17 protein-coding genes are annotated in these 17,893 nt (G+C 70.1%); 8 read left to right on the forward strand and 9 right to left on the reverse strand.

The window, feature by feature from the left end:
* Window position 1 precedes the first annotated feature (1 nt).
* From OG226_RS11315 to OG226_RS11330, 4 genes are all read left to right on the forward strand, one after another.
* Window positions 2-817, forward strand: coding sequence for an STM4013/SEN3800 family hydrolase (locus OG226_RS11315; RefSeq protein WP_329353367.1), 816 nt, complete (start codon window positions 2-4; stop codon window positions 815-817).
* Window positions 814-2,151, forward strand: a complete 1,338-nt coding sequence (locus tag OG226_RS11320; protein WP_329348768.1) for an STM4012 family radical SAM protein — start codon at window positions 814-816, stop codon at window positions 2,149-2,151. Before OG226_RS11315 ends, OG226_RS11320 begins: the two co-directional genes overlap by 4 nt.
* A 9-nt stretch (window positions 2,152-2,160) precedes the next feature.
* On the forward strand, window positions 2,161-3,027 hold the full coding sequence (locus tag OG226_RS11325; RefSeq protein ID WP_329348769.1) for an STM4011 family radical SAM protein: 867 nt from the start codon (window positions 2,161-2,163) through the stop codon (window positions 3,025-3,027).
* A 179-nt stretch (window positions 3,028-3,206) separates the two neighbouring features.
* The gene (locus OG226_RS11330) at window positions 3,207-4,205 is read left to right on the forward strand and encodes a CHRD domain-containing protein (RefSeq protein ID WP_329348771.1); all 999 of its coding nucleotides are present in this window, start codon (window positions 3,207-3,209) and stop codon (window positions 4,203-4,205) included.
* Between the two features lie 91 nt (window positions 4,206-4,296).
* On the opposite strand, the gene OG226_RS11335 is transcribed toward OG226_RS11330, so the two are convergent.
* The 6 genes from OG226_RS11335 to allB form a co-directional block, all read right to left on the reverse strand.
* Window positions 4,297-6,663, reverse strand: a complete 2,367-nt coding sequence (locus tag OG226_RS11335; protein WP_329348772.1) for a glycosyl hydrolase family 95 catalytic domain-containing protein — start codon at window positions 6,661-6,663, stop codon at window positions 4,297-4,299.
* A 187-nt stretch (window positions 6,664-6,850) separates the two neighbouring features.
* Window positions 6,851-7,756, reverse strand: coding sequence for a DMT family transporter (locus OG226_RS11340; protein ID WP_328686288.1), 906 nt, complete (start codon window positions 7,754-7,756; stop codon window positions 6,851-6,853).
* A 91-nt stretch (window positions 7,757-7,847) separates the two neighbouring features.
* The gene (locus tag OG226_RS11345; protein ID WP_329348774.1) at window positions 7,848-8,480 is read right to left on the reverse strand and encodes a dihydrofolate reductase family protein; all 633 of its coding nucleotides are present in this window, start codon (window positions 8,478-8,480) and stop codon (window positions 7,848-7,850) included.
* 116 nt (window positions 8,481-8,596) lie between these two features.
* Window positions 8,597-9,415 carry an AIM24 family protein gene (locus tag OG226_RS11350; RefSeq protein ID WP_328676937.1) on the reverse strand — a complete coding sequence of 273 codons (819 nt, stop codon included), beginning with the start codon at window positions 9,413-9,415 and terminating at the stop codon, window positions 8,597-8,599.
* 61 nt (window positions 9,416-9,476) lie between these two features.
* Window positions 9,477-10,592: an allantoicase gene (gene alc / locus OG226_RS11355; protein ID WP_329348775.1), complete on the reverse strand. Its 1,116-nt coding sequence runs from the start codon at window positions 10,590-10,592 to the stop codon at window positions 9,477-9,479.
* 49 nt (window positions 10,593-10,641) lie between these two features.
* Entirely contained in the window at window positions 10,642-11,979 is a 1,338-nt protein-coding gene (allB, locus tag OG226_RS11360; RefSeq protein ID WP_329348777.1) for an allantoinase AllB, read from the reverse strand.
* Window positions 11,980-12,262: 283 nt separating this feature from the next.
* Between allB and OG226_RS11365 the strand changes: the two genes are divergently transcribed.
* The gene (locus OG226_RS11365) at window positions 12,263-13,057 is read left to right on the forward strand and encodes an IclR family transcriptional regulator (protein WP_328676943.1); all 795 of its coding nucleotides are present in this window, start codon (window positions 12,263-12,265) and stop codon (window positions 13,055-13,057) included.
* Window positions 13,054-13,752 carry a DUF6304 family protein gene (locus OG226_RS11370; RefSeq protein ID WP_329348778.1) on the forward strand — a complete coding sequence of 233 codons (699 nt, stop codon included), beginning with the start codon at window positions 13,054-13,056 and terminating at the stop codon, window positions 13,750-13,752. The genes OG226_RS11365 and OG226_RS11370 overlap by 4 nt, the downstream gene beginning before the upstream one ends.
* Window position 13,753: 1 nt before the next feature.
* Here the strand turns inward: OG226_RS11370 and OG226_RS11375 are convergent, their stop codons facing one another.
* Complete coding sequence (locus OG226_RS11375) at window positions 13,754-14,074, reverse strand: DUF5955 family protein (RefSeq protein ID WP_327400281.1); 321 nt, start codon at window positions 14,072-14,074, stop codon at window positions 13,754-13,756.
* A gap of 188 nt (window positions 14,075-14,262) precedes the next feature.
* On the opposite strand from OG226_RS11375, the gene OG226_RS11380 reads away from it, so the two are divergent.
* Together OG226_RS11380 and aceB are read left to right on the forward strand one after the other, a co-directional pair.
* The gene (locus OG226_RS11380) at window positions 14,263-14,862 is read left to right on the forward strand and encodes a nucleotidyltransferase family protein (protein ID WP_328676951.1); all 600 of its coding nucleotides are present in this window, start codon (window positions 14,263-14,265) and stop codon (window positions 14,860-14,862) included.
* Window positions 14,863-15,045: 183 nt separating this feature from the next.
* Window positions 15,046-16,668 (forward strand): malate synthase A, encoded by a 1,623-nt coding sequence (gene aceB, locus OG226_RS11385; RefSeq protein WP_328676953.1) that lies wholly within the window; start codon window positions 15,046-15,048, stop codon window positions 16,666-16,668.
* A 43-nt stretch (window positions 16,669-16,711) separates the two neighbouring features.
* Here aceB and OG226_RS11390 read toward each other — a convergent pair whose 3' ends face one another.
* On the reverse strand, window positions 16,712-16,981 hold the full coding sequence (locus OG226_RS11390; RefSeq protein ID WP_328676956.1) for a SelT/SelW/SelH family protein: 270 nt from the start codon (window positions 16,979-16,981) through the stop codon (window positions 16,712-16,714).
* Window positions 16,978-17,892, reverse strand: a complete 915-nt coding sequence (locus tag OG226_RS11395) for a HipA family kinase (protein ID WP_328686289.1) — start codon at window positions 17,890-17,892, stop codon at window positions 16,978-16,980. The genes OG226_RS11390 and OG226_RS11395 overlap by 4 nt, the downstream gene beginning before the upstream one ends.
* Between the last annotated feature and the right edge of the window lies 1 nt (window position 17,893).

The raw sequence follows: 17,893 nt of genomic DNA on the forward strand, positions 1-17,893 counted from the left end.
CATGAACGCGATCGTCGGCGACCACGACATCCTGCTGATCACCCTCGACACGCTGCGGCACGACGTGGCCGTCGAGTTGGCGGCCGAGGGGCGCATCCCGCAGCTCGCCCGCCATCTGCCCGGCGGACGCTGGGAGAGGAGGCACGCCCCGGGCAGTTTCACCTACGCCTCGCACCAGGCGATCTTCGCCGGGTTCCTGCCCACTCCGGCCGAACCCGGCCCGCATCCACGGCTGTTCGCGGCAAGCTTCGCCGGCAGCGAGACCACCGCCGAGGGCACTTTCGTCTACGACACCCCGGATCTCGTGTCCGGGCTCGCCGCGGCCGGCTACCGCACCGTCTGTGTCGGGGGCGTGGGCTTCTTCAACCGGCGCGGTCCACTGGGCTCCGTACTGCCCGGCCTGTTCCAAGAAGCGCACTGGGAGGAGGAGTTCGGCGTGACCTCGCCGCGTTCTTTCCAGAACCAGATCGACCGCGTGGAACAGGTGGTGGGCGAACTGCCCGCCGAGCAGCGCCTGTTCCTGTTCGTGAACGTGTCGGCGCTGCACCAGCCCAACTGGTTCCACCTGCCCGGCGCGACCCGCGAGGCGGGTGACACCCGGGAGACGCACGCCGCCGCGCTGGAGTACGTCGACCGGCACATCGGGCGGCTGTTCGCCGCGGCGAGTTCCCGGCGCCCCTGCTTCGTCATCGTGTGTTCCGACCACGGCACGGCCTACGGCGACGACGGCTACACCGGCCACCGTCTGGGCCACGAGTCCGTGTGGACCGTGCCGTACGCCCACTTCCTCCTCGAACCCGCCGAGGCCGCCCGATGACCACCGCCCAACAGACCAGCCCCTACCAGCACTACGTGTACGCGTATCCGCACAAGACGGCGTACCGCCGCCTCCAAGACCGGCCCGCGCTGCGGGAGTTGTGGGCGGCGGAGGACCGCGGCACCCTCTCCCTGTATGTGCACGTACCGTTCTGCGAGGTCCGCTGCGGCTTCTGCAACCTCTTCACCCGCATCGGCGCCCCGGACGGCCTGACCGGCGCCTATCTGGACGCCCTGGAGCGGCAGGCGGACGCCGTCCGGGCGGCACTCGGCGACGCGGAGCCGGTGCGTTTCGCCACCGCGGCGTTCGGCGGCGGCACCCCGACCTTCCTCACCGCGTCCGAGCTGGAGCGCCTGTGCGACCTCGCCGAGCGACGCATGGGCGCCGACCTGCGCTCGGTCCCGCTCTCCGTGGAGGCCTCGCCCGCCACCGCCACCGCGGACCGGCTCGCCGTCCTCGCGGACCGCGGCGCGACCCGCCTCAGCCTGGGCGTCCAGAGCTTCGTCGACTCCGAGGCCAGGGCCGCCGTACGCCCGCAGCGCCGTGCCGACGTGGAGGCCGCGCTCGGCCGGATCCGGGACGCCGCCGTCCCGGTGCTCAACATCGACCTCATCTACGGCATCGACGGCCAGACCGAGCGGACCTGGCTCGCCTCGCTGGACGCGGCCCTGGCCTGGCGGCCCGAGGAGCTGTACCTGTACCCGCTCTACGTCCGCCCGTTGACCGGCCTCGGCCGGCACCACGGGGACACCGGAACCGACCCGGAGTGGGACACGCAGCGGCTGCGGCTGTACCGGGCGGGACGTGACCACCTCCTCGCGCGGGGCTATGTCCAGCAGTCGATGCGGATGTTCCGCCGGGCCGACGCCCCGCCCCAGGGCACCGACGACTACGCCTGCCAGACGGACGGCATGATCGGGCTCGGCTGCGGCGCCCGCTCGTACACGTCGACGCTGCACTACTCCTTCGACTACGCGGTCGGCATGCACGAGATCCGCGGCATCATCGACGACTACGTCACGACGACCGACTTCGCGCACGCGGAGGTCGGCTACCACGTGGACGGACACGAGGCGCGCCGCCGTCATCTCCTGCAGTCCCTCCTCCAGGCCGAGGGGCTCTCGGTCGCCGACTACCGCGCCCGCTTCGGGAGTTCGCCCGACGACGACTTCGGGACGGAACTCGACCGGATGGCCGGGCACGGCTGGCTGACCGGCGCGGCGGGCGAGTCGCTCGTGCTGACTTCGGAGGGTCTGGCCCATTCCGACGCCGTGGGGCCGGAGTTGTTCTCCCCCGAGGTGCGGTCCGCGATGGCCGCCTACGAACGGAAGTGACGGACCGTCATGGATCTCACCGTCCTGTACCGGGGGCCGCTCGCGTCCTGCGACTACGACTGCCCCTACTGCCCGTTCGCCAAGCGCCGCGACTCGACCGCCCAACTCCGCGCGGACCGGGAGGCGTTGGAGCGCTTCGCGCGGTGGGCGACGGACAGCGGGGACGGCCTGTCGCTCCTGTTCACGCCGTGGGGCGAGGGCCTGGTCCGCTCCTGGTACCGGCGGACCCTGACCGAGCTGTCCCGGCTGCCGCACGTGCGCCGGGTCGCCATCCAGACCAACCTGAGCTGCCGGACGGGCTGGCTCGCCGACGCCGACCTCGACACGCTCGCCCTGTGGTGCACCTACCATCCGGGCCAGACCCCCTACGACCGTTTCCTCGGCAAGTGCCGTGAACTGGCCGACCGCGGGGTGCGCTTCAGTGTCGGCGTGGTCGGTCTGCCCGGCCATCTGGCGGCGGCCCGCCGGCTCCGCGACGACCTGCCCCCGCACGTCTACCTCTGGATCAACGCCGCCGAGGGACACACCTACGACGACGCGGAGGCCGACGACTGGACAGCGCTCGACCCCCTGTTCCCGTACAGCCGGCACCCGCACCGCAGCGCCGGACTCCCGTGCCGTACCGGCGAGTCGGTGATCTCGGTCGACGGCGCGGGCACGGTCCGCCGCTGCCACTTCGTCCGCGACGAGCTGGGGAACCTGTACGACGGTTCCTACCGGGCGGCGCTGCGACCGCGCGCGTGTCCGCTGGCCGTCTGCGACTGCCACATCGGCTATGTCCACCTGGAGTCCCTGCCCTTGTACGACGTCTTCGCGGGCGGTGTCCTGGAGCGGGTCCCGTCCGTCCTCCCGGGCAGGGCACCGCGCGCGCCCTGACGCTCACAGCGCGGCCGGTGAGCGTCGTAATGTCAAGATCGTGTCCTCAGTGATGCCATCCCTTCTCAGGCGTGTCTCAGGAGTGTCATCGGCTGAGGGATCGCCACGGGGGCCCCGTGATGGAGGGAGAACGACCGCGGGCCAGCCGCGGATCGGCCATCACGGGGAGAACGAGACAGATGAAGCTCAAGCGATTCGGGACCATCGCCGCGACGGCGCTCACCGGCACGCTGCTCCTGACCGCCTGCAACGGCGCGGACGGTGCGGCCGACGCCACCGTGTCGCATCCGGCGGCAGGGGCGACTCGGGCGGCGGGGGCCATCGGCCGCTACTCCGAGAACGCGCCGGGGGCGCGGTACTTCACGTCCATCCTGACCGGTGACAACGAGGTGCCCGTCAAGGGCAAGCCGGCGGTGGGGGACAAGGACGGCAGCGCGGTGGCCCTCATGCGTGTCCAGGGCGACGAGGTGTCCTTCGCGTTCGCGTGGACCGGTATCGGCACCCCGACCATGGCCCATCTCCACCAGGGTGCGCGGGGCACCAACGGTGACGTGAAGATCCCGTTCTTCATGGAGAAGCTCAAGGGCGGCACGCCGTTCGTGTTCGGCACCGTGAAGGTCAAGGACGCCGACCTGCTGCGGAGCGTCAAGGCGCATCCCGACCAGTTCTACTTCAACCTGCACACCGGCGAGTTCCCCGGCGGCGCGGTCCGCGGACAGGCCGTCGCGCTGCCGGGCGCCGTCTCGCTGCCCGACGCCATCCGGCACTCGTCCCTGGCCGGTGTCGTCAAGGGGGCCCAGATCTACGCCTGCACCAAGCAGGACGACGGCTCCTACGCCTTCACCCAGGACAACGTCGACGCCACCCTCCAGGGCGGCATCCAGCACAGCTTCGCCGAGCACGGCCCCGCCGGTCCCCCGCAGTGGATCGCACCCGACGGTTCCTCGGTGACCGGCACCGTCCTCAACAAGTTCGACAACGGCAAGGGCAACATCCCTCAACTCCTGCTCCGCGCGCGGCAGACCGGCAAGAGTGAAGGACGCCTGTCCAGGACCACATCGGTCCTGCGACTCGACACCGCCGGCGGCGTCGCCCCGGCAGGCACCTGCGACCCGGCCACCCGGCCCACCACCCGCGTCCCCTACACGGCCGACTACCTGTTCCTCGCCACCAAGTAGCACCGCCGAGCGGCACCGACCGAACCGACGGAGCCGTACACGGCCAGGCGATGCGAGTCCCACGCGGACTCGCATCGCCGTGTGTTCCCGCTCAGGAGAGGTCGATCTTCACGGAGGCCCCCGGCTTGAGGGAGATCTTCTTGCGGAACCTCCCGGCGCGGAGCTCCGTCTCCGTCCCCCCGACGCTCCGGACCGTCACCGTGGTCGCCTTGCCGTCCCGCCAGGAGAAATCGACCGTGAATCCGCCGCGGGCGCCGATCCCGGTGACGGAACCCTTCGCCGACCAGGCCTTCGGTAGCGCCGGAAGCAGTTCGACGACTCCCGGCTTCGAGTAGAGGATCATCTCCAGCGCGGCGGTGGGGCCGCCGAGGTTGGCGTCGATCTGGAAGATCGTGTAACTGCCCTGGCTGTACATGTCGAACCAGTTCGCGGAGGTCCCGTTGCCGTTGTTCATCGACGGGCGCAGCACGGTGAGATAGAGCTGGTAGGCCTTCTCGGCCTCCTTGAGCCGCGACCAGCACAGCGATCGCCAGGCGCAGGCCCAGCCGAAGCTGTCCATTCCCCTGGCGGTGAGGAGTGCGCGTACGCCGTCCACGAGTTCGCGCGGGCTGGTGTCGACGGAGATCCGGTCGCCGGGAAAGAATCCGATGAGCGGTGACAGATGACGGTGGGTCGTCTCACCGAGATTGTCCGGGCTCATCCACTCCTCCAGCCAGCCGCTCTTCGGGCTGACCCGTGGGAGGTAGAGCCTGGCCCGCATCGATTCCAGCTCGGCGGCGAGGTCCGCGTCGCGGTCCAGAACGCGGGCGGCGGCGGCGAACTCCCGGAAGAGTTCCCACGCGAGCTCCTGCCCGTAGGTGTTTCCCTTGCCGTCCGGTCCGTGCTCCGGCGACCAGGACGTGTCGTCCACCAGGACTTCGCGGGACGAACCGTCCGCATCGGTCACCTTGGTGGTGATCAGCCGCGCCTTCCAGAACTCGGCCGCTCCCTTCACCACCGGATAGATCGTCTCCAGATACTCGCGGTCCTGGGTGTACTCGTAGTGGCGCCACAGCGTGGCGCAGAGCCAGGCATTGCCCGAGGGGTGCCAGGCCCAACCACTGCCGCCGTAGATGTTGGTGGAGAACGCGACGGCCCAGCCGGCCACTTCACCGGTGCTGTTGCGGAAACGGTTGTCGGGGCTGTTGAAGAGCCGTTCGGTCACATCGGTCCACACCGGCAGCTGGGACCGGCAGTAGCGGGCGAGTGCCTCCGCGTTGTCGCCCAGTCCGGCGGGGTCGGCCAGCCAGTAGTTCATCTGCACGTTGATGTCGGTGTGGTAATCGGCGTACCAGTCGGGGGTGTTGTTGTGGATCCACAGCCCCTGGAGGTTCATGGGCAGCCAGTCCCTGGATCCGGTGATGGTCAGGTAGCGGCCGTACTGCACGTAGGCGGCCTCCAGCTCCGGGTCCGGGGTGGAGGCGTCGGTGTATCTGACGGCGATGCGCGACCACGAGTCCAACGACCGCTGCACCGCCGAGGATCTGCCGAGGTCGATCGAGAAGCGGTCGTAGAGGCGTCGGTAGTCGACCACATGGGTGGCGAGCAGAGCGGTGCCGGAGATCTTCGCCGCGGCAGCGGTCTTCGCCCGGGCCATCGTGAGGGGGACCATGGACGAGTCCCGGAATTCCTTGGTGGCATCGGGTGAGTAGTCGGTACCCGCGCAGACGGCTATCAGCACCTCGCGGCATCCCGAGAAGGACAGCTTTCCGTCCTGCGCCTTGATGGTTCCGGAACTGCTCACGGCGGTCACCGAAGCCGCGTACCGGAGGCCGTTCTTCAGCGTCGCGGCGAACGAGAGCCGTCTCCCGTCCGCCGACGTGGTCTCACCGTGCGTGCCCTCCAGGGAGATCACACCGGTATGGTCGCCGCCTCCGGTGAGCCGGATCACGATCACGTCGTCCGGGTGGCTGGCGTAGACCTCCCGGCGGAAACTGGCTCCGCGGTGCCGATAGGTCGCCGACACCACGCCGTTGCTCAGGTCGAGGCTGCGTCGGTAGTCGCTGGTCTCCTCTGTGGTGTGGCCCGGCAAGGTGACCCGGAGCTTGGCCAGCAGCCCGAAACTGCCGAAGTCGTCGGCTCCATAGGGAAGTTGTCCGTCGCTGGTGGGGGTGTCGTTGCGTCCGCCCGTCCAGAACGAACCGTCCGTGATGTACAGGAAGTCGTCCGCGGGGTCGCAGCCGACCAGCGCGCCCATCCTGCCGTTGCCCACGGGCAGCGCCTCCTGGATGACGCGCGACTCGTCGGCCGGCTTCCGGTACCAGAGGGTGGTGGCCTCACTGTCCGGAACGATGTTCGCGTGAGCGGGACGCTCGGGGTCGGCATGCGCCACGAACGGGGGCAGACCACCGAAGGCGGCGAGGCCGCCACCGGCGACACCGGTCAGGCAGAGGAAGTCACGGCGGGAGGAAGGAGGCACAGCGGAACTCCTCGGGCGAGAGGGTCGGAATTAATTCGTAAATTAGTGAGACGCCGAGGAACAAGCAATGGGCGTGCACTCAAAAGATCCGACCTCTGAGCCCAACTGCGACTCCTTAAGAGGCGATTCAAGGATATTCCGGGCTATTTATCGGATGACTGGCCCCTGTCGTTGAGTTGTCCGGGAGTCACCGCGCGGCCCCGCGTCCCCATGCGGTCCCCACCAGTACGAGGACGCCGCCTGCCAGCCCGAACGCGCCGAGCCGTTCGCCGCCGAGCGCGATACCGGCCGCGGCGGCCCACAGGGGCTCGGTGCCGAGCAGCAGGCTGACGCGGGAGGGCGAGGTCCGGCGTACGGCCCACATCTGCACGAAGAAGGCGAACAGGGTGCAGAACGCGGACAGGAACAGCAGCCCGGCCCACTCGCGTGGCCCGAAGTCGGCCGCCGTCTCCCACGGTGTGGTGTCGGCGCCGGTCGACAGGATCGCGAACACCGTTACGGCGGTGGCGAGTTGGACGGTGGTCAGGGGCAGCGCGTCGGCGCCCTGGACCGACCTGGTGCGGGACATGGCGAGGACGTGCAGGGTGCGGGCCAGCGCCGCGAGCAGCATGAGGAGGTCGCCGAGGGAGGGGCGGGAGAAGCCCGCGCCCTGGGTCAGCATCAGCACGCCGAGCACGGAGAGGGCCGCCGCGCCGAGGAAGGCGCGGGAGGGCCGGGTACGGGTGACGGCGGCCTCGGCGAGCGGGGTGAGGATCATGGTGAGGCTGATGATCAGGCCCGCGTTGGTCGCCGAGGTGTGGACGACGCCGTAGGTCTCCAGGAGGAAGATCCCGGCGAGGATCAGCCCGAGCAGGGTCGCGCCGCGCCACTGGGCGGCCGTCAGCGCGCGCAGCGAGCGGTGGCCCACGACCGCGAGGACGGGCAGGACGAGGGCGAAGCGCAGCACCAGGACGGTGAGGACCGTGCGGGCCGTGGTGATGTCCTTGGCGGCGAGATAACTGGCGCCCCAGACCACCGCGACCAGCAGGACGGGCAGGTCGGTGAGCCAGGCCCGGCGGGGCAGGGCGGTGCGCGGTACGGCGATCGAGGACATGAGGGCGGCTCTCCCGGTCTCCGACGAAGGGGTGGAGACATCGGTGGCTGCCACACGGAACGATCACCGTACCGGCGCGACCCCCGGCTGACTAGGCGTCTTCCGCATCGGCGTCCGCGTACGAGCCGTAGGTCGGGCGGCCCGCCAGGTCGTACGACTGGATGGAGACGCCGGTGCCGGTGACGCGCCCGCCCGTGTGCCGGAAGGCCATGGGCTCGGTGCCCTCGGGGAACAGGCGCAGACCGCTGCCGAGCACGACCGGGAAGGTCACCAGGTGGAGCGTGTCGACGAGGCCGAGCGCGAGGAGGGAACGGACGAGGGCGCCGCTGCCGTGCACCTGGAGTTCACCCTCGGTGCGCTCCTTGAGGTCGGTGACCTCCTTGGCGAGGTCGCCGCCGAGGACCGTGGTGCCGGACCAGGAGGCCTCGGTGAGGGTCGACGAGGCGACGTACTTCGGCAGCGCGTTCAGCTTGGAGGCGATCGGGTCGGCGGGGTCGGTCCTGTCCGGCCAGTACCCGGCGAAGATGTCGTACGTACGACGGCCGAGCAGGTACGCGCCGGAGCGGTCGAAGACCTCGACCACGAAGCGGCCGAAGTCCTCGTCGCCGTAGACGAAACTCCAGCCGCCGTGCTCGAAGCCGCCGCGGGTGTCCTCTTCCGGGCCACCGGGGCCCTGGTAGACGCCGTCGAGGGTGACGAAGAGGGTGGAGACGAGCTTGCCCATGTCGGGTGCCTGCTTCCTGGTGCGGGAGCGGATGGTGTCATCAGCTCAGACCCCGCGGGCCCCCGCAACTCATCGGTGTTCTCCCTGGTCCTCTCATCGGTCCTCGCTACGGCGTCTCAGCCCGCGTGGGTCGAGAACATGCCGCCGGTCGGGCCCTGCTTGTCGCCGCCCTGGGCCTTCTTCAGGGCGTTGGCGAGGCTCTCGATGGTGAGGGACTGGAGGATGACCCTGCCGTTGCCCTCCAGGGTGGCCAGGGACAGGCCCTCGCCGCCGAACACCGCGTTCATCAGGCCCTGGCGGTTGAGGCCGCCGATGCGCTGGACGCCGTACTGGACGCCCTCCTCGAAGGCGACGAGGCAGCCGGTGTCGACCTCGATGCGTCCGCCGAAGTCGGCGGGGTTCAGGTCGATGAAGTTGCCGGCGCCCGCGATGATCACCGTGCCGTGCCCGGTGAACTTCTCCAGGACGAAGCCCTCGCCGCCGCTCATGCCGGTGCGGCCGCCCTGGAAGGCGATGCCGAACTGGACGGTGGACTCGGCGGCCACGAAGGCGTCCTTCTCCGCGAACCACGCGCGCGTGCCGTCCAGTTCCAGGGCGCGCATCTCCCCGGGGAGCACGCCCGCGAAGCCGACGGTGCCCTCGCCGCCCTGGGAGGTGAAGTACTGGAACGCCAGCGACTCACCGGCGAGCGCGCGCTGGCCGACCTGCATGGCCGTCCCCATGGCCTGCCGGAGCACGCCGCCCATACCGCCACCGCCCGAGCCGCCGCCCTGTTGCCGGCCGCCGCTCGACGGTCCGCCGAGGCGGGTCTCCATGGTCACGTTCGTCGTCTTGAAGAGGAACTTCCCGGCCTCGCAGTACACGGTCTGGCCGGGGTTCAGGTTGACGACCGCCATCTGCATGGCGTTGCCGACGATCTCTTGCTGAAGGGTCACGAGAGGAGAACGTAGCGGGTGGCCGTCTCGGTTCCGGGTGCGGGTGGGTCGGTGGCTCGCGTCAGCCGCCCAGTTCCTGATGCCTCGCCGCCAGCGTCGCCGCCCCCTGCTCCGTCGGCGAGCCGAACAGCCGCAGGCGCGAGATCCCGCCGTCGGGATAGATGTCCACGCGCGCGTGCGTCCCGATCGCCGGGGTCGGGAGGACGAAGCGGTGGTTCGTGTCGGGCTGGAGGCGGGTGCGCGGGAGGATCTCCTGCCAGTCGCCGGTCTCGCCGTCCCGTACCGATACCGATGCCCAGCCCGCGCTGTTGCCCTTCAGGTACGCCGTGTCGATCTCCACGGCGCGGAGCCGGGACTGGGCTGCCAGGCGGTAGCGGATCCAGTCGTTGCCCTGGTCGCGGCGGCGGCGGGTTTCCCAACCGTCGTCCATCTTGCGGGAGCGGCCGGGCTGGATGGTGTTGCTCGCTGGGGAGTAGAAGAGGTTGGAGGCGTCCTCGGCGCTGCCGCCGTTCTCCAGGGCGACCACGTCGAACGTGCCCAGCGCCGCGAGCCAGTTGGGGTCGGGGACGACCTCGCCGTAGACCCGCAGGCGCGCGATGCCGCCGTCGGGGTGCTGGTTGACGCGGAGGTGGGTGAAGCGTTGTTCGGTGGATATGGCAAAGCCGTTCGCCGCGTGACCGCCCACCGGCGTACGCGGGACCAGGGGCGTCCACTTCACGTCGTCCGAGAGGAGGTTTTCGGGGGACGGTGAGCCCGGTACCGACGTGCCCTCCACCGACACCGCCTGCGGGTAGTTGCCCCGGAAGTGGGCCGTGTCGACCACGATGCCCCTGATGACACCGGGGGCGCCCAGGCGGACCAGCGCCCAGTCGTGGTCCTCCGCCGTCGGCCAGGGGTGGTCCGCCGAGGCGCCACGGCGGCGGCGGGTCTCCCAGCCGTCCATGATCTTGCCCTTGTGGCCGAAGCGCTCGGGGTCGAACTCGGCGGGCCCGGGCACGAGGAGGTTCTCCCGCTCGGCGAAGAACTCGTCGTTGGCGGCGATGACACCGGCGCCCAACTGCCGGTCGGCGAGGTTGGCGTACTGGGTGAAGGGGAAGTCGGCCGTGCGGTAGTCCGCGTACGGGTCACCGCCTCCGTAGGGGTTCGCGTCGCCGGTGAAACTGGGTATCGCCGTCACAAGGTCTGCCTTTCGGACGTAGGCCGCTGCGGGTGCGGGAGGGGGTGAATCAGGTTGTACGGCTCAGGAGTTGGCCCTTCGGGTCGGTGAACTCGCCGTCCAGCACGATGCGTTCGCCGCGCAGCCAGGTCGACTTCACGACACCGCTGAGGGTCTTGCCCGCGTACGCCGTGACGCGGTTGCGGTGCTGGAGGGCCGCCGGGTCGACCGTGAACGTCTCGTCGGGGGCGAGGACAGCGAAGTCGGCGTCGCGGCCCGCCTCGATGGCGCCCTTCTGGTCAAGTCCTGCCAGTTCGGCCGTGCTTGAGGACATCCAGCGGACCACGTCCGCCAGGTCGTGGCCCCGCCTGCGCGCCTCCGTCCACACCGCCGCGAGGCTCAACTGGAGACCGGAGATGCCGCCCCAGGCGGTCGCGAAGTCGTCGGTCTTCAGGTCCACCGTCGATGGTGAGTGGTCCGTCACCACGCAGTCGATCGTGCCGTCGGCCAGCGCCTGCCAAAGAAGGTCCTGGTTGGCGGACTCGCGGATGGGCGGGCAGCACTTGAACTCGCTTGCGCCGTCCGGGACTTCCTCCGCCGTGAGGGTCAAGTAGTGGGGGCACGTCTCCACCGTGATGCGGACGCCCTCCGCCTTGGCCGCGGCGATGAGCGGGAGCGCGTCCGACGAGGACAGGTGCAGTACGTGCACGCGTGCGTTGAGGCGCTTCGCCTGCGCGATCAGCCCCGCGATGGCCGTGTCCTCGGCGTCGCGCGGGCGGCTGGCGAGGAAGTCCGCGTACTTGGGGCCGCCCTGCTGCGGGGCCGCTTCGAGGTGGTGCGGGTCCTCCGCGTGGACGATGAGCAGGCCGTCGAATCCGGCGATCTCGGCCAGGGACAGGGCGAGTTGGTCCTGGTCCAGGTGCGGGAACTCGTCCACTCCGGACGGGGACAGGAACGCCTTGAAGCCGAAGACGCCGGCGTCGTGCAGCGGGCGCAGGTCCTTGACGTTGTCGGGCAGGGCGCCGCCCCAGAAACCGACGTCCATGTGGGCTTTCTCCGCCGCGACCTGCCGCTTCGTACGGAGGTTGTCGACCGTCGTCGTCGGCGGGAGGGAGTTGAGCGGCATGTCGATCAGGGTGGTGATGCCGCCGGCCGCCGCCGCGCGCGTGGCGGTCCAGAAGCCCTCCCAGTGGGTGCGGCCGGGGTCGTTCACATGCACATGGGTGTCGACCAGGCCGGGCAGCAGGACGTCGTCGCCGAAGTCCTCGAACCGTGCCCCGGACGGGACTTGGGCGTCGTACGGCAGGACGGCCGTGATCTTGCCCCCGGCGACCGCGACCGCCGCCGCGCGTGTCCCCTCGGGAGTGATGACACGTGTGGAGCGCACCACCAGTTCAGCGTCGGACACCCGGACCCCTCTCTCTGCCGCCGTCGTCACTTCCGTTACTTCCGGGAAACGGGAGTTACTTCCACGTAACGGAATTCAACGTTCTGTTGAAGGAGTCTTCACTCCCGCTCCCGTACCGTCAAGGGCACACTTCTCCACGATGCGCCTCACGCGCACACTCTGGACGTTTCCACAAAGCGGAATTAAACTTCCGGCAAGCAGAACGTAGCTACGCACAGGCGGGGAGTCAACCGACCCCCGGGTAGGCTTCAGCCCTTCCCGCCCGTGCCGAAAGGAACGCGCCGTGCCGCCGTCCAGCGTCAGCAGCACCGACTCCACCAAGTCCACCACGGGCGGTGTCCAGTCCCTGGAGCGCGCCTTCGACCTGCTGGAGCGGATGGCCGACGCGGGTGGTGAGGTCGGCCTGAGCGAGCTCTCCGCGAGCAGCGGCCTGCCGCTCCCCACCATCCACCGCCTGATGCGCACGCTCGTGGTCTGCGGTTACGTCCGCCAGCAGGCGAACCGCCGGTACGCGCTCGGCCCGCGTCTGATCCGCCTCGGCGAGTCCGCGTCCCGGCTGCTCGGCACCTGGGCCCGCCCCTACCTCGCCCGGCTGGTCGAGGAGACCGGCGAGACGGCGAACATGGCGCTGCTCGACGGCGACGAGATCGTGTACGTCGCGCAGGTGCCGTCCAAGCACTCGATGCGCATGTTCACCGAGGTCGGCCGGCGCGTCCTGCCGCACTCCACCGGTGTCGGCAAGGCCCTCCTCGCCAACACCCCGGACAACGAGGTGCGGGCGCTGCTCGCCCGCACCGGCATGCCCGCGGCGACCGAGAAGACGATCACCACGCCGGACGGTTTCCTCGCGGCGCTGGAGGACGTGCGCCGCCTCGGCTACGCGATCGACGACAACGAGCAGGAGATCGGCGTCCGCTGTCTCGCCGTCTCCGTGCCCAACTCCCCCACGGCGGCGGCGATTTCGATCTCGGGCCCGGCGGGCCGGGTCACCGAGTCGGCGACCGACAAGATCGTGCCGGTGCTTCAGCAGGTGGCCGGCGAACTGTCGGAGGCGCTGGCCAGCCAGAACCCCGCGTGAGCGGCGGACGGTTCTGGCCGGGCCGGTACACCGACCGGCACGGCACCGAGGTCGTCGTCTTCGAGTCGGACGGCCGGGAGTCGATCCGCACGACGATCCGGGGCGTCCGCTTCGAGGGCGACAGCATGGACGACCTGGGCGCGCTCGGCGGCGAGCCGCCGGAGGCCCCGTTCGCCTTCTTCGACGGGGCGTTGTGCTCCTGCCTGTTGGAGTGGGAGGTGCCGCTGTCCGTCGCGGTCGAGGGGCAGGGCGTGCGTACGGCGGTGCTGGACTGCGCGTTGCGGCTCGGGGACCCGGCCGGGCCGGGCCGGGGGCTGGACGCGGAGACGCTGACCACCACCCTGCGCCTCGACGGGCACGAGTACCGCGACGCAGAAGGCCATGACGACTTCGAGGACGCGCTGAACGAGGTCCAGCGCCGCCTGCCGCCAGGCACGCGACTCAAGGCCTGCGTCTCGTGCGCCTGGTCCGACTACCACCCCGCCGGCCACGGACTGATGGCCGGGCTCGCGTGCTTCCGTGACGCCAAGGACCTCTACCGTCAGGTCGACGGCAAGCACGGCCCACGGGGCATCTTCACGACCTGGCAGGAACACACCGAGTCCGTCCAGGAGACCTGGCTGTGCGAGGAGTTCGAGGACCGGACCGGGCACGCGGGCTACCGGGGAGCGTTCCCGGCGCGCCCTTGGCGCTGAACTAGCCCTGACCGCGCCGGGGTTGACCGAACAGGTCCACCGCGTTGCGTACGTCCGTCAGACCCCTCGCGAGTGCGCTCACCGAGCCGATCGCGCCCGCGATCAGGAGCAACGAGCGGCGCAGGCGCGGGATTTCGGGGGTGCCGTCGATGGTCATCGCGGCCAGCGCCGCGAGTTCGTCCTCGGCGATGACACGGTCGGGGAACTCGGCCGGATGCGCGGCCAGTTCGCGGCGCAACCGGGACACCGCGGTCCGCAGTTCCGCCACCCTCGGATCCTCGTCGCTGCCGGTCACTGACCTCTGCCCCAAGCTCCGCAACACAGCTCTCCCCCCTCGCACGTCGTCGTGCGCAAGAACTCCGCCGTCCCGCCACGCACCCCGCGACACTGGTCGGGCGTCGAGGGACGCGGGCAAGTAAACGCCACCCGGTGCGGCGCGCGCCACTCCATGGACCGAAATCAAGCAGGGGGATTCCGTCCGGTCGCCGCCGCGTCAGGTATGCAGGACGCATGACGCGAAACGAAGACCAGGTCGCCGGGCTGCTGCTCGCCGCGGGCGGCGGCCGGCGGCTCGGCGGGCGGCCCAAGGCGCTGCTACGACACCGGGGGCGGCCCCTCGTGGAGCACGCGGTCGGGACCCTGCGCACGGCGGGTCTCACCCGCGTCCACGTGGTGCTGGGGGCGCGCGCCGACGCCGTACGGGAGCAGGCGGACCTGGCCGGGTGCGTGGTCGTGGAGAACCCGGAGTGGGAGCAGGGGATGGGGTCCTCGCTGCGCGCGGGGCTCGACTCGCTCGCGGGTACGGGGGCGCGGGCGGCGCTCGTGTCGCTCGTCGACCAGCCCGGGATCGGCGCGGAGGCGGTGGCGCGGGTGCTGGCGGCCCATCTGTCGGAGGACTCGCTCGTCTCGGCCGCCTACGACGGGGTACGCGGTCATCCGGTGCTGTTCGGTGCCGCGCACTGGGCCGGGATCGCCGAGAGCGCGACCGGGGACCGGGGCGCGCGGGCGTATCTCAAGGCGCACGCGGACGCGGTCACGCTCGTCGAGTGCGGGGATGCGGCGGAGCCGTACGACATCGACACTGAGGCGGATCTCGTCCACCTTGAGTGAGCGGAGTGGCACTGAGCGCCACTTTGGCTCGATCCGGAGAATCTCGACGTCAACAAACCATTGAACTTCCACGATGAGGAAACTAGTATCCACTGTTCAGAAGCGCCCGACGGCCCCTCGGGTGCTCCCAGCCCTACCCGGGTCATCTGACACCCGGTGCCACGCTGAAGGAAGTGACAGTTCATGTCCGCACCAGCGCCGTCCTCGCCGGTCGTCGTCGACGCCGAGCCCCTGCCCCGGCAGGACGAGGTCCTCACGGTCGAGGCCCTCGCCTTCATCGCCGAGCTGCACCGCCGGTTCACGCCCCGCCGGGCCGGACTCCTCGCCCGCCGGGCCGAGCGCCGCGCGGAGATCGCCCGCACCTCCACCCTCGACTTCCTCCCGGAGACCGCCGCGATCCGCGCCGACGACTCCTGGAGGGTGGCCCCCTCCCCCGCCGCCCTGAACGACCGGCGGGTCGAGATCACCGGCCCCACCGACCGCAAGATGACGATCAACGCCCTCAACTCGGGCGCCAGGATCTGGCTCGCGGACTTCGAGGACGCCTCCGCGCCGACCTGGGAGAACGTCGTCACGGGCCAGCTCAACCTGATCGACGCCTACACCCGCGCCATCGACTTCACCGACCCCGACTCCGGTAAGTCGTACGCCCTGAAGGCCGAGGACGAGCTGGCGACCGTCGTGATGCGACCGCGCGGCTGGCATCTGAACGAGCGTCACCTCCTGGTCGACGGTGAGCAAGTGCCGGGCGCCTTCGTTGACTTCGGCCTCTACTTCTTCCACAACGCGCAGCGGCTGCTGGACCTGGGCAAGGGCCCGTACTTCTACCTCCCGAAGACCGAGTCGCACCTCGAAGCCCGGCTGTGGAACGACGTGTTCGTCTTCGCGCAGGACTACGTCGGCGTCCCGCAGGGCACCGTCCGCGCGACCGTGCTGATCGAGACGATCACCGCCGCGTACGAGATGGAGGAGATCCTCTACGAACTCCGCGACCACGCCTCGGGGTTGAACGCGGGCCGCTGGGACTACCTGTTCTCCATCGTGAAGAACTTCCGTGACGGCGGGCCCACGTTCGTCCTCCCGGACCGCAACGCGGTGACGATGACGGCCCCCTTCATGCGGGCGTACACCGAACTCCTCGTCCGTACCTGCCACAAGCGCGGGGCGCACGCGATCGGCGGCATGGCGGCGTTCATCCCCTCACGCCGTGACGCGGCGGTCAACAAGGTCGCGTTCGAGAAGGTCAAGGCGGACAAGGACCGTGAGGCCGCGGACGGTTTCGACGGGTCGTGGGTCGCCCACCCGGACCTGGTGCCGATCGCCATGGCCTCCTTCGACGCGGTGCTCGGCGAGAAGCCGAACCAGAAGGACCGGCTGCGCGAGGACGTCGACGTCAAGGCTGCCGACCTGATCGCCGTCGACTCGCTGCACGCGAAGCCGACGTACCCCGGACTCGTCAACGCCGTTCAGGTGGGCATCCGTTACATCGAGGCGTGGCTGCGCGGGCTCGGCGCGGTCGCCATCTTCAACCTGATGGAGGACGCGGCCACCGCCGAGATCTCGCGCTCGCAGATCTGGCAGTGGATCAACGCGGGCGTCGAGTTCGAGAACGGCGAGAAGGCAACTCCCGAGCTGGCGCGCGAGGTTGCCGCCGAGGAGCTGGAGAACATCCGCGCGGAGATCGGCGCGGACGCCTTCGCCGCGGGCCACTGGCAGCAGGCCCACGACCTCCTCCTGGAGGTCGCGCTCGACGACAACTACGCGGACTTCCTGACGTTGCCGGCGTACGAGCAGCTCAAGGGCTGACCCTCAGCTGACGGGCTGGTCTTCAACCACCTTCAGGAAAAGCTCACTTGTCCGAGTGGCCCAGGGACTTTCCCGGGGCCACTCGGTCGCGTACGAGCTTCTTCACGGCCGTGGGCTCCGGGAAGCCCTGTTCACTGCGGTCCCACACGACTTCGTCGTTGACGCGGACGACGAAGACACCGCCGGTGCCGGGCTTCAGGGACAGTTCCGTCAACTCGGTCTCGAAGGTGGTCAACAGCTCCTGCGCCAGCCAGGCCGCGCGCGGCAGCCAACGGCACTGGGTGCAGTACTCGATCTGGACTCGTTGGGTCATCCGAGGTGTACCGACCAATCCTGTTCAGCCGCCGGTCTGCCGTGCAGGTCGGGGACCCGCTTGAGCCAACTCGGGCGGCCCCGCTGTGTCTTCGCCGCGCGGAGGGCCTCCTCGGCGGCGCGTTCCTCCCTGCTGGGGAAGTCGGTGGGCAGCCAGGCCGCGGAGGCCTGCACGCGCGCGTGGAGGTAGGCGACGTACGCCTCCCGTACGGCGTCGGGTGTCGCGAAGCCCGGTTCGTCGACCAGCCAGGCGTCCGGTACTTCGGCCGCGACACGGCGCAGCAGCTCCTCGGTCACCTTGGGCGCCAACTCGGCGTCTGCAGCACGGGTGTCGGGGCCGTAGTGTCCGAGGGCGTGATGGCGGAAGTCGTAGGACTTGGCGGGGTCGGCGCCGTCCCAGCGGTGGTGGAAGACGAGGGCGGCGCCGTGGTCGATGAGCCACAGGCGCGGGGGTGCGATGCCGAGCGTCGGCCAGATCATCAGGTTCGAACTGTGCACCGTACGGTCGACGTTGACGGTCAACGCGTCGAGCCAGACGATCTTCCCGGCCTCCAGCGGGTCGACCGTGCACTGGGCGGCGACCTCCGGGGTGAAGTCCTGGGCACCCGGCAGGAAGTCCATGCCGAGATTCAGCCCCTCGCTCGCGCTGTGCAGGTCCCGCACCTCCTGGTGGGGTTCCTCGTCGGCGATCGCCGGGTCGAAGTGCACGAGCACCAGCTCGGGAAAGCGCAGCCCGAGGGCGCGGGCCAGCTCCCCGACGATCACCTCGGCGACCAGCGCCTTGCGGCCCTGCGCGGAGCCGGTGAACTTGACGACGTAGGTGCCGAGGTCGTCGGCCTCGACGACTCCGGGGACGGAACCGCCGGAGCGCAGGGGCTCGATGTAGCGGGTCGCGGTGACCTCTCTCAGCATG

This window comes from Streptomyces sp. NBC_01261, assembly GCF_036226385.1.
Taxonomy (GTDB): Bacteria; Actinomycetota; Actinomycetes; order Streptomycetales; family Streptomycetaceae; genus Streptomyces.

Bases quoted from the DNA above. Each gene is read 5' to 3' on its own strand.
- OG226_RS11315 (WP_329353367.1), top strand. From the start codon at position 2: ATGAACGCGATCGTCGGCGACCACGACATCCTGCTGATCACCCTCGAC.
- OG226_RS11320 (WP_329348768.1), top strand. From the start codon at position 814: ATGACCACCGCCCAACAGACCAGCCCCTACCAGCACTACGTGTACGCG.
- OG226_RS11325 (WP_329348769.1), top strand. From the start codon at position 2,161: ATGGATCTCACCGTCCTGTACCGGGGGCCGCTCGCGTCCTGCGACTAC.
- OG226_RS11330 (WP_329348771.1), top strand. From the start codon at position 3,207: ATGAAGCTCAAGCGATTCGGGACCATCGCCGCGACGGCGCTCACCGGC.
- OG226_RS11340 (WP_328686288.1), bottom strand. From the start codon at position 7,756: ATGTCCTCGATCGCCGTACCGCGCACCGCCCTGCCCCGCCGGGCCTGG.
- OG226_RS11345 (WP_329348774.1), bottom strand. From the start codon at position 8,480: ATGGGCAAGCTCGTCTCCACCCTCTTCGTCACCCTCGACGGCGTCTAC.
- OG226_RS11380 (WP_328676951.1), top strand. From the start codon at position 14,263: ATGACGCGAAACGAAGACCAGGTCGCCGGGCTGCTGCTCGCCGCGGGC.
- aceB (WP_328676953.1), top strand. From the start codon at position 15,046: ATGTCCGCACCAGCGCCGTCCTCGCCGGTCGTCGTCGACGCCGAGCCC.
- OG226_RS11390 (WP_328676956.1), bottom strand. From the start codon at position 16,981: ATGACCCAACGAGTCCAGATCGAGTACTGCACCCAGTGCCGTTGGCTG.
- OG226_RS11395 (WP_328686289.1), bottom strand. From the start codon at position 17,892: ATGCTGAGAGAGGTCACCGCGACCCGCTACATCGAGCCCCTGCGCTCC.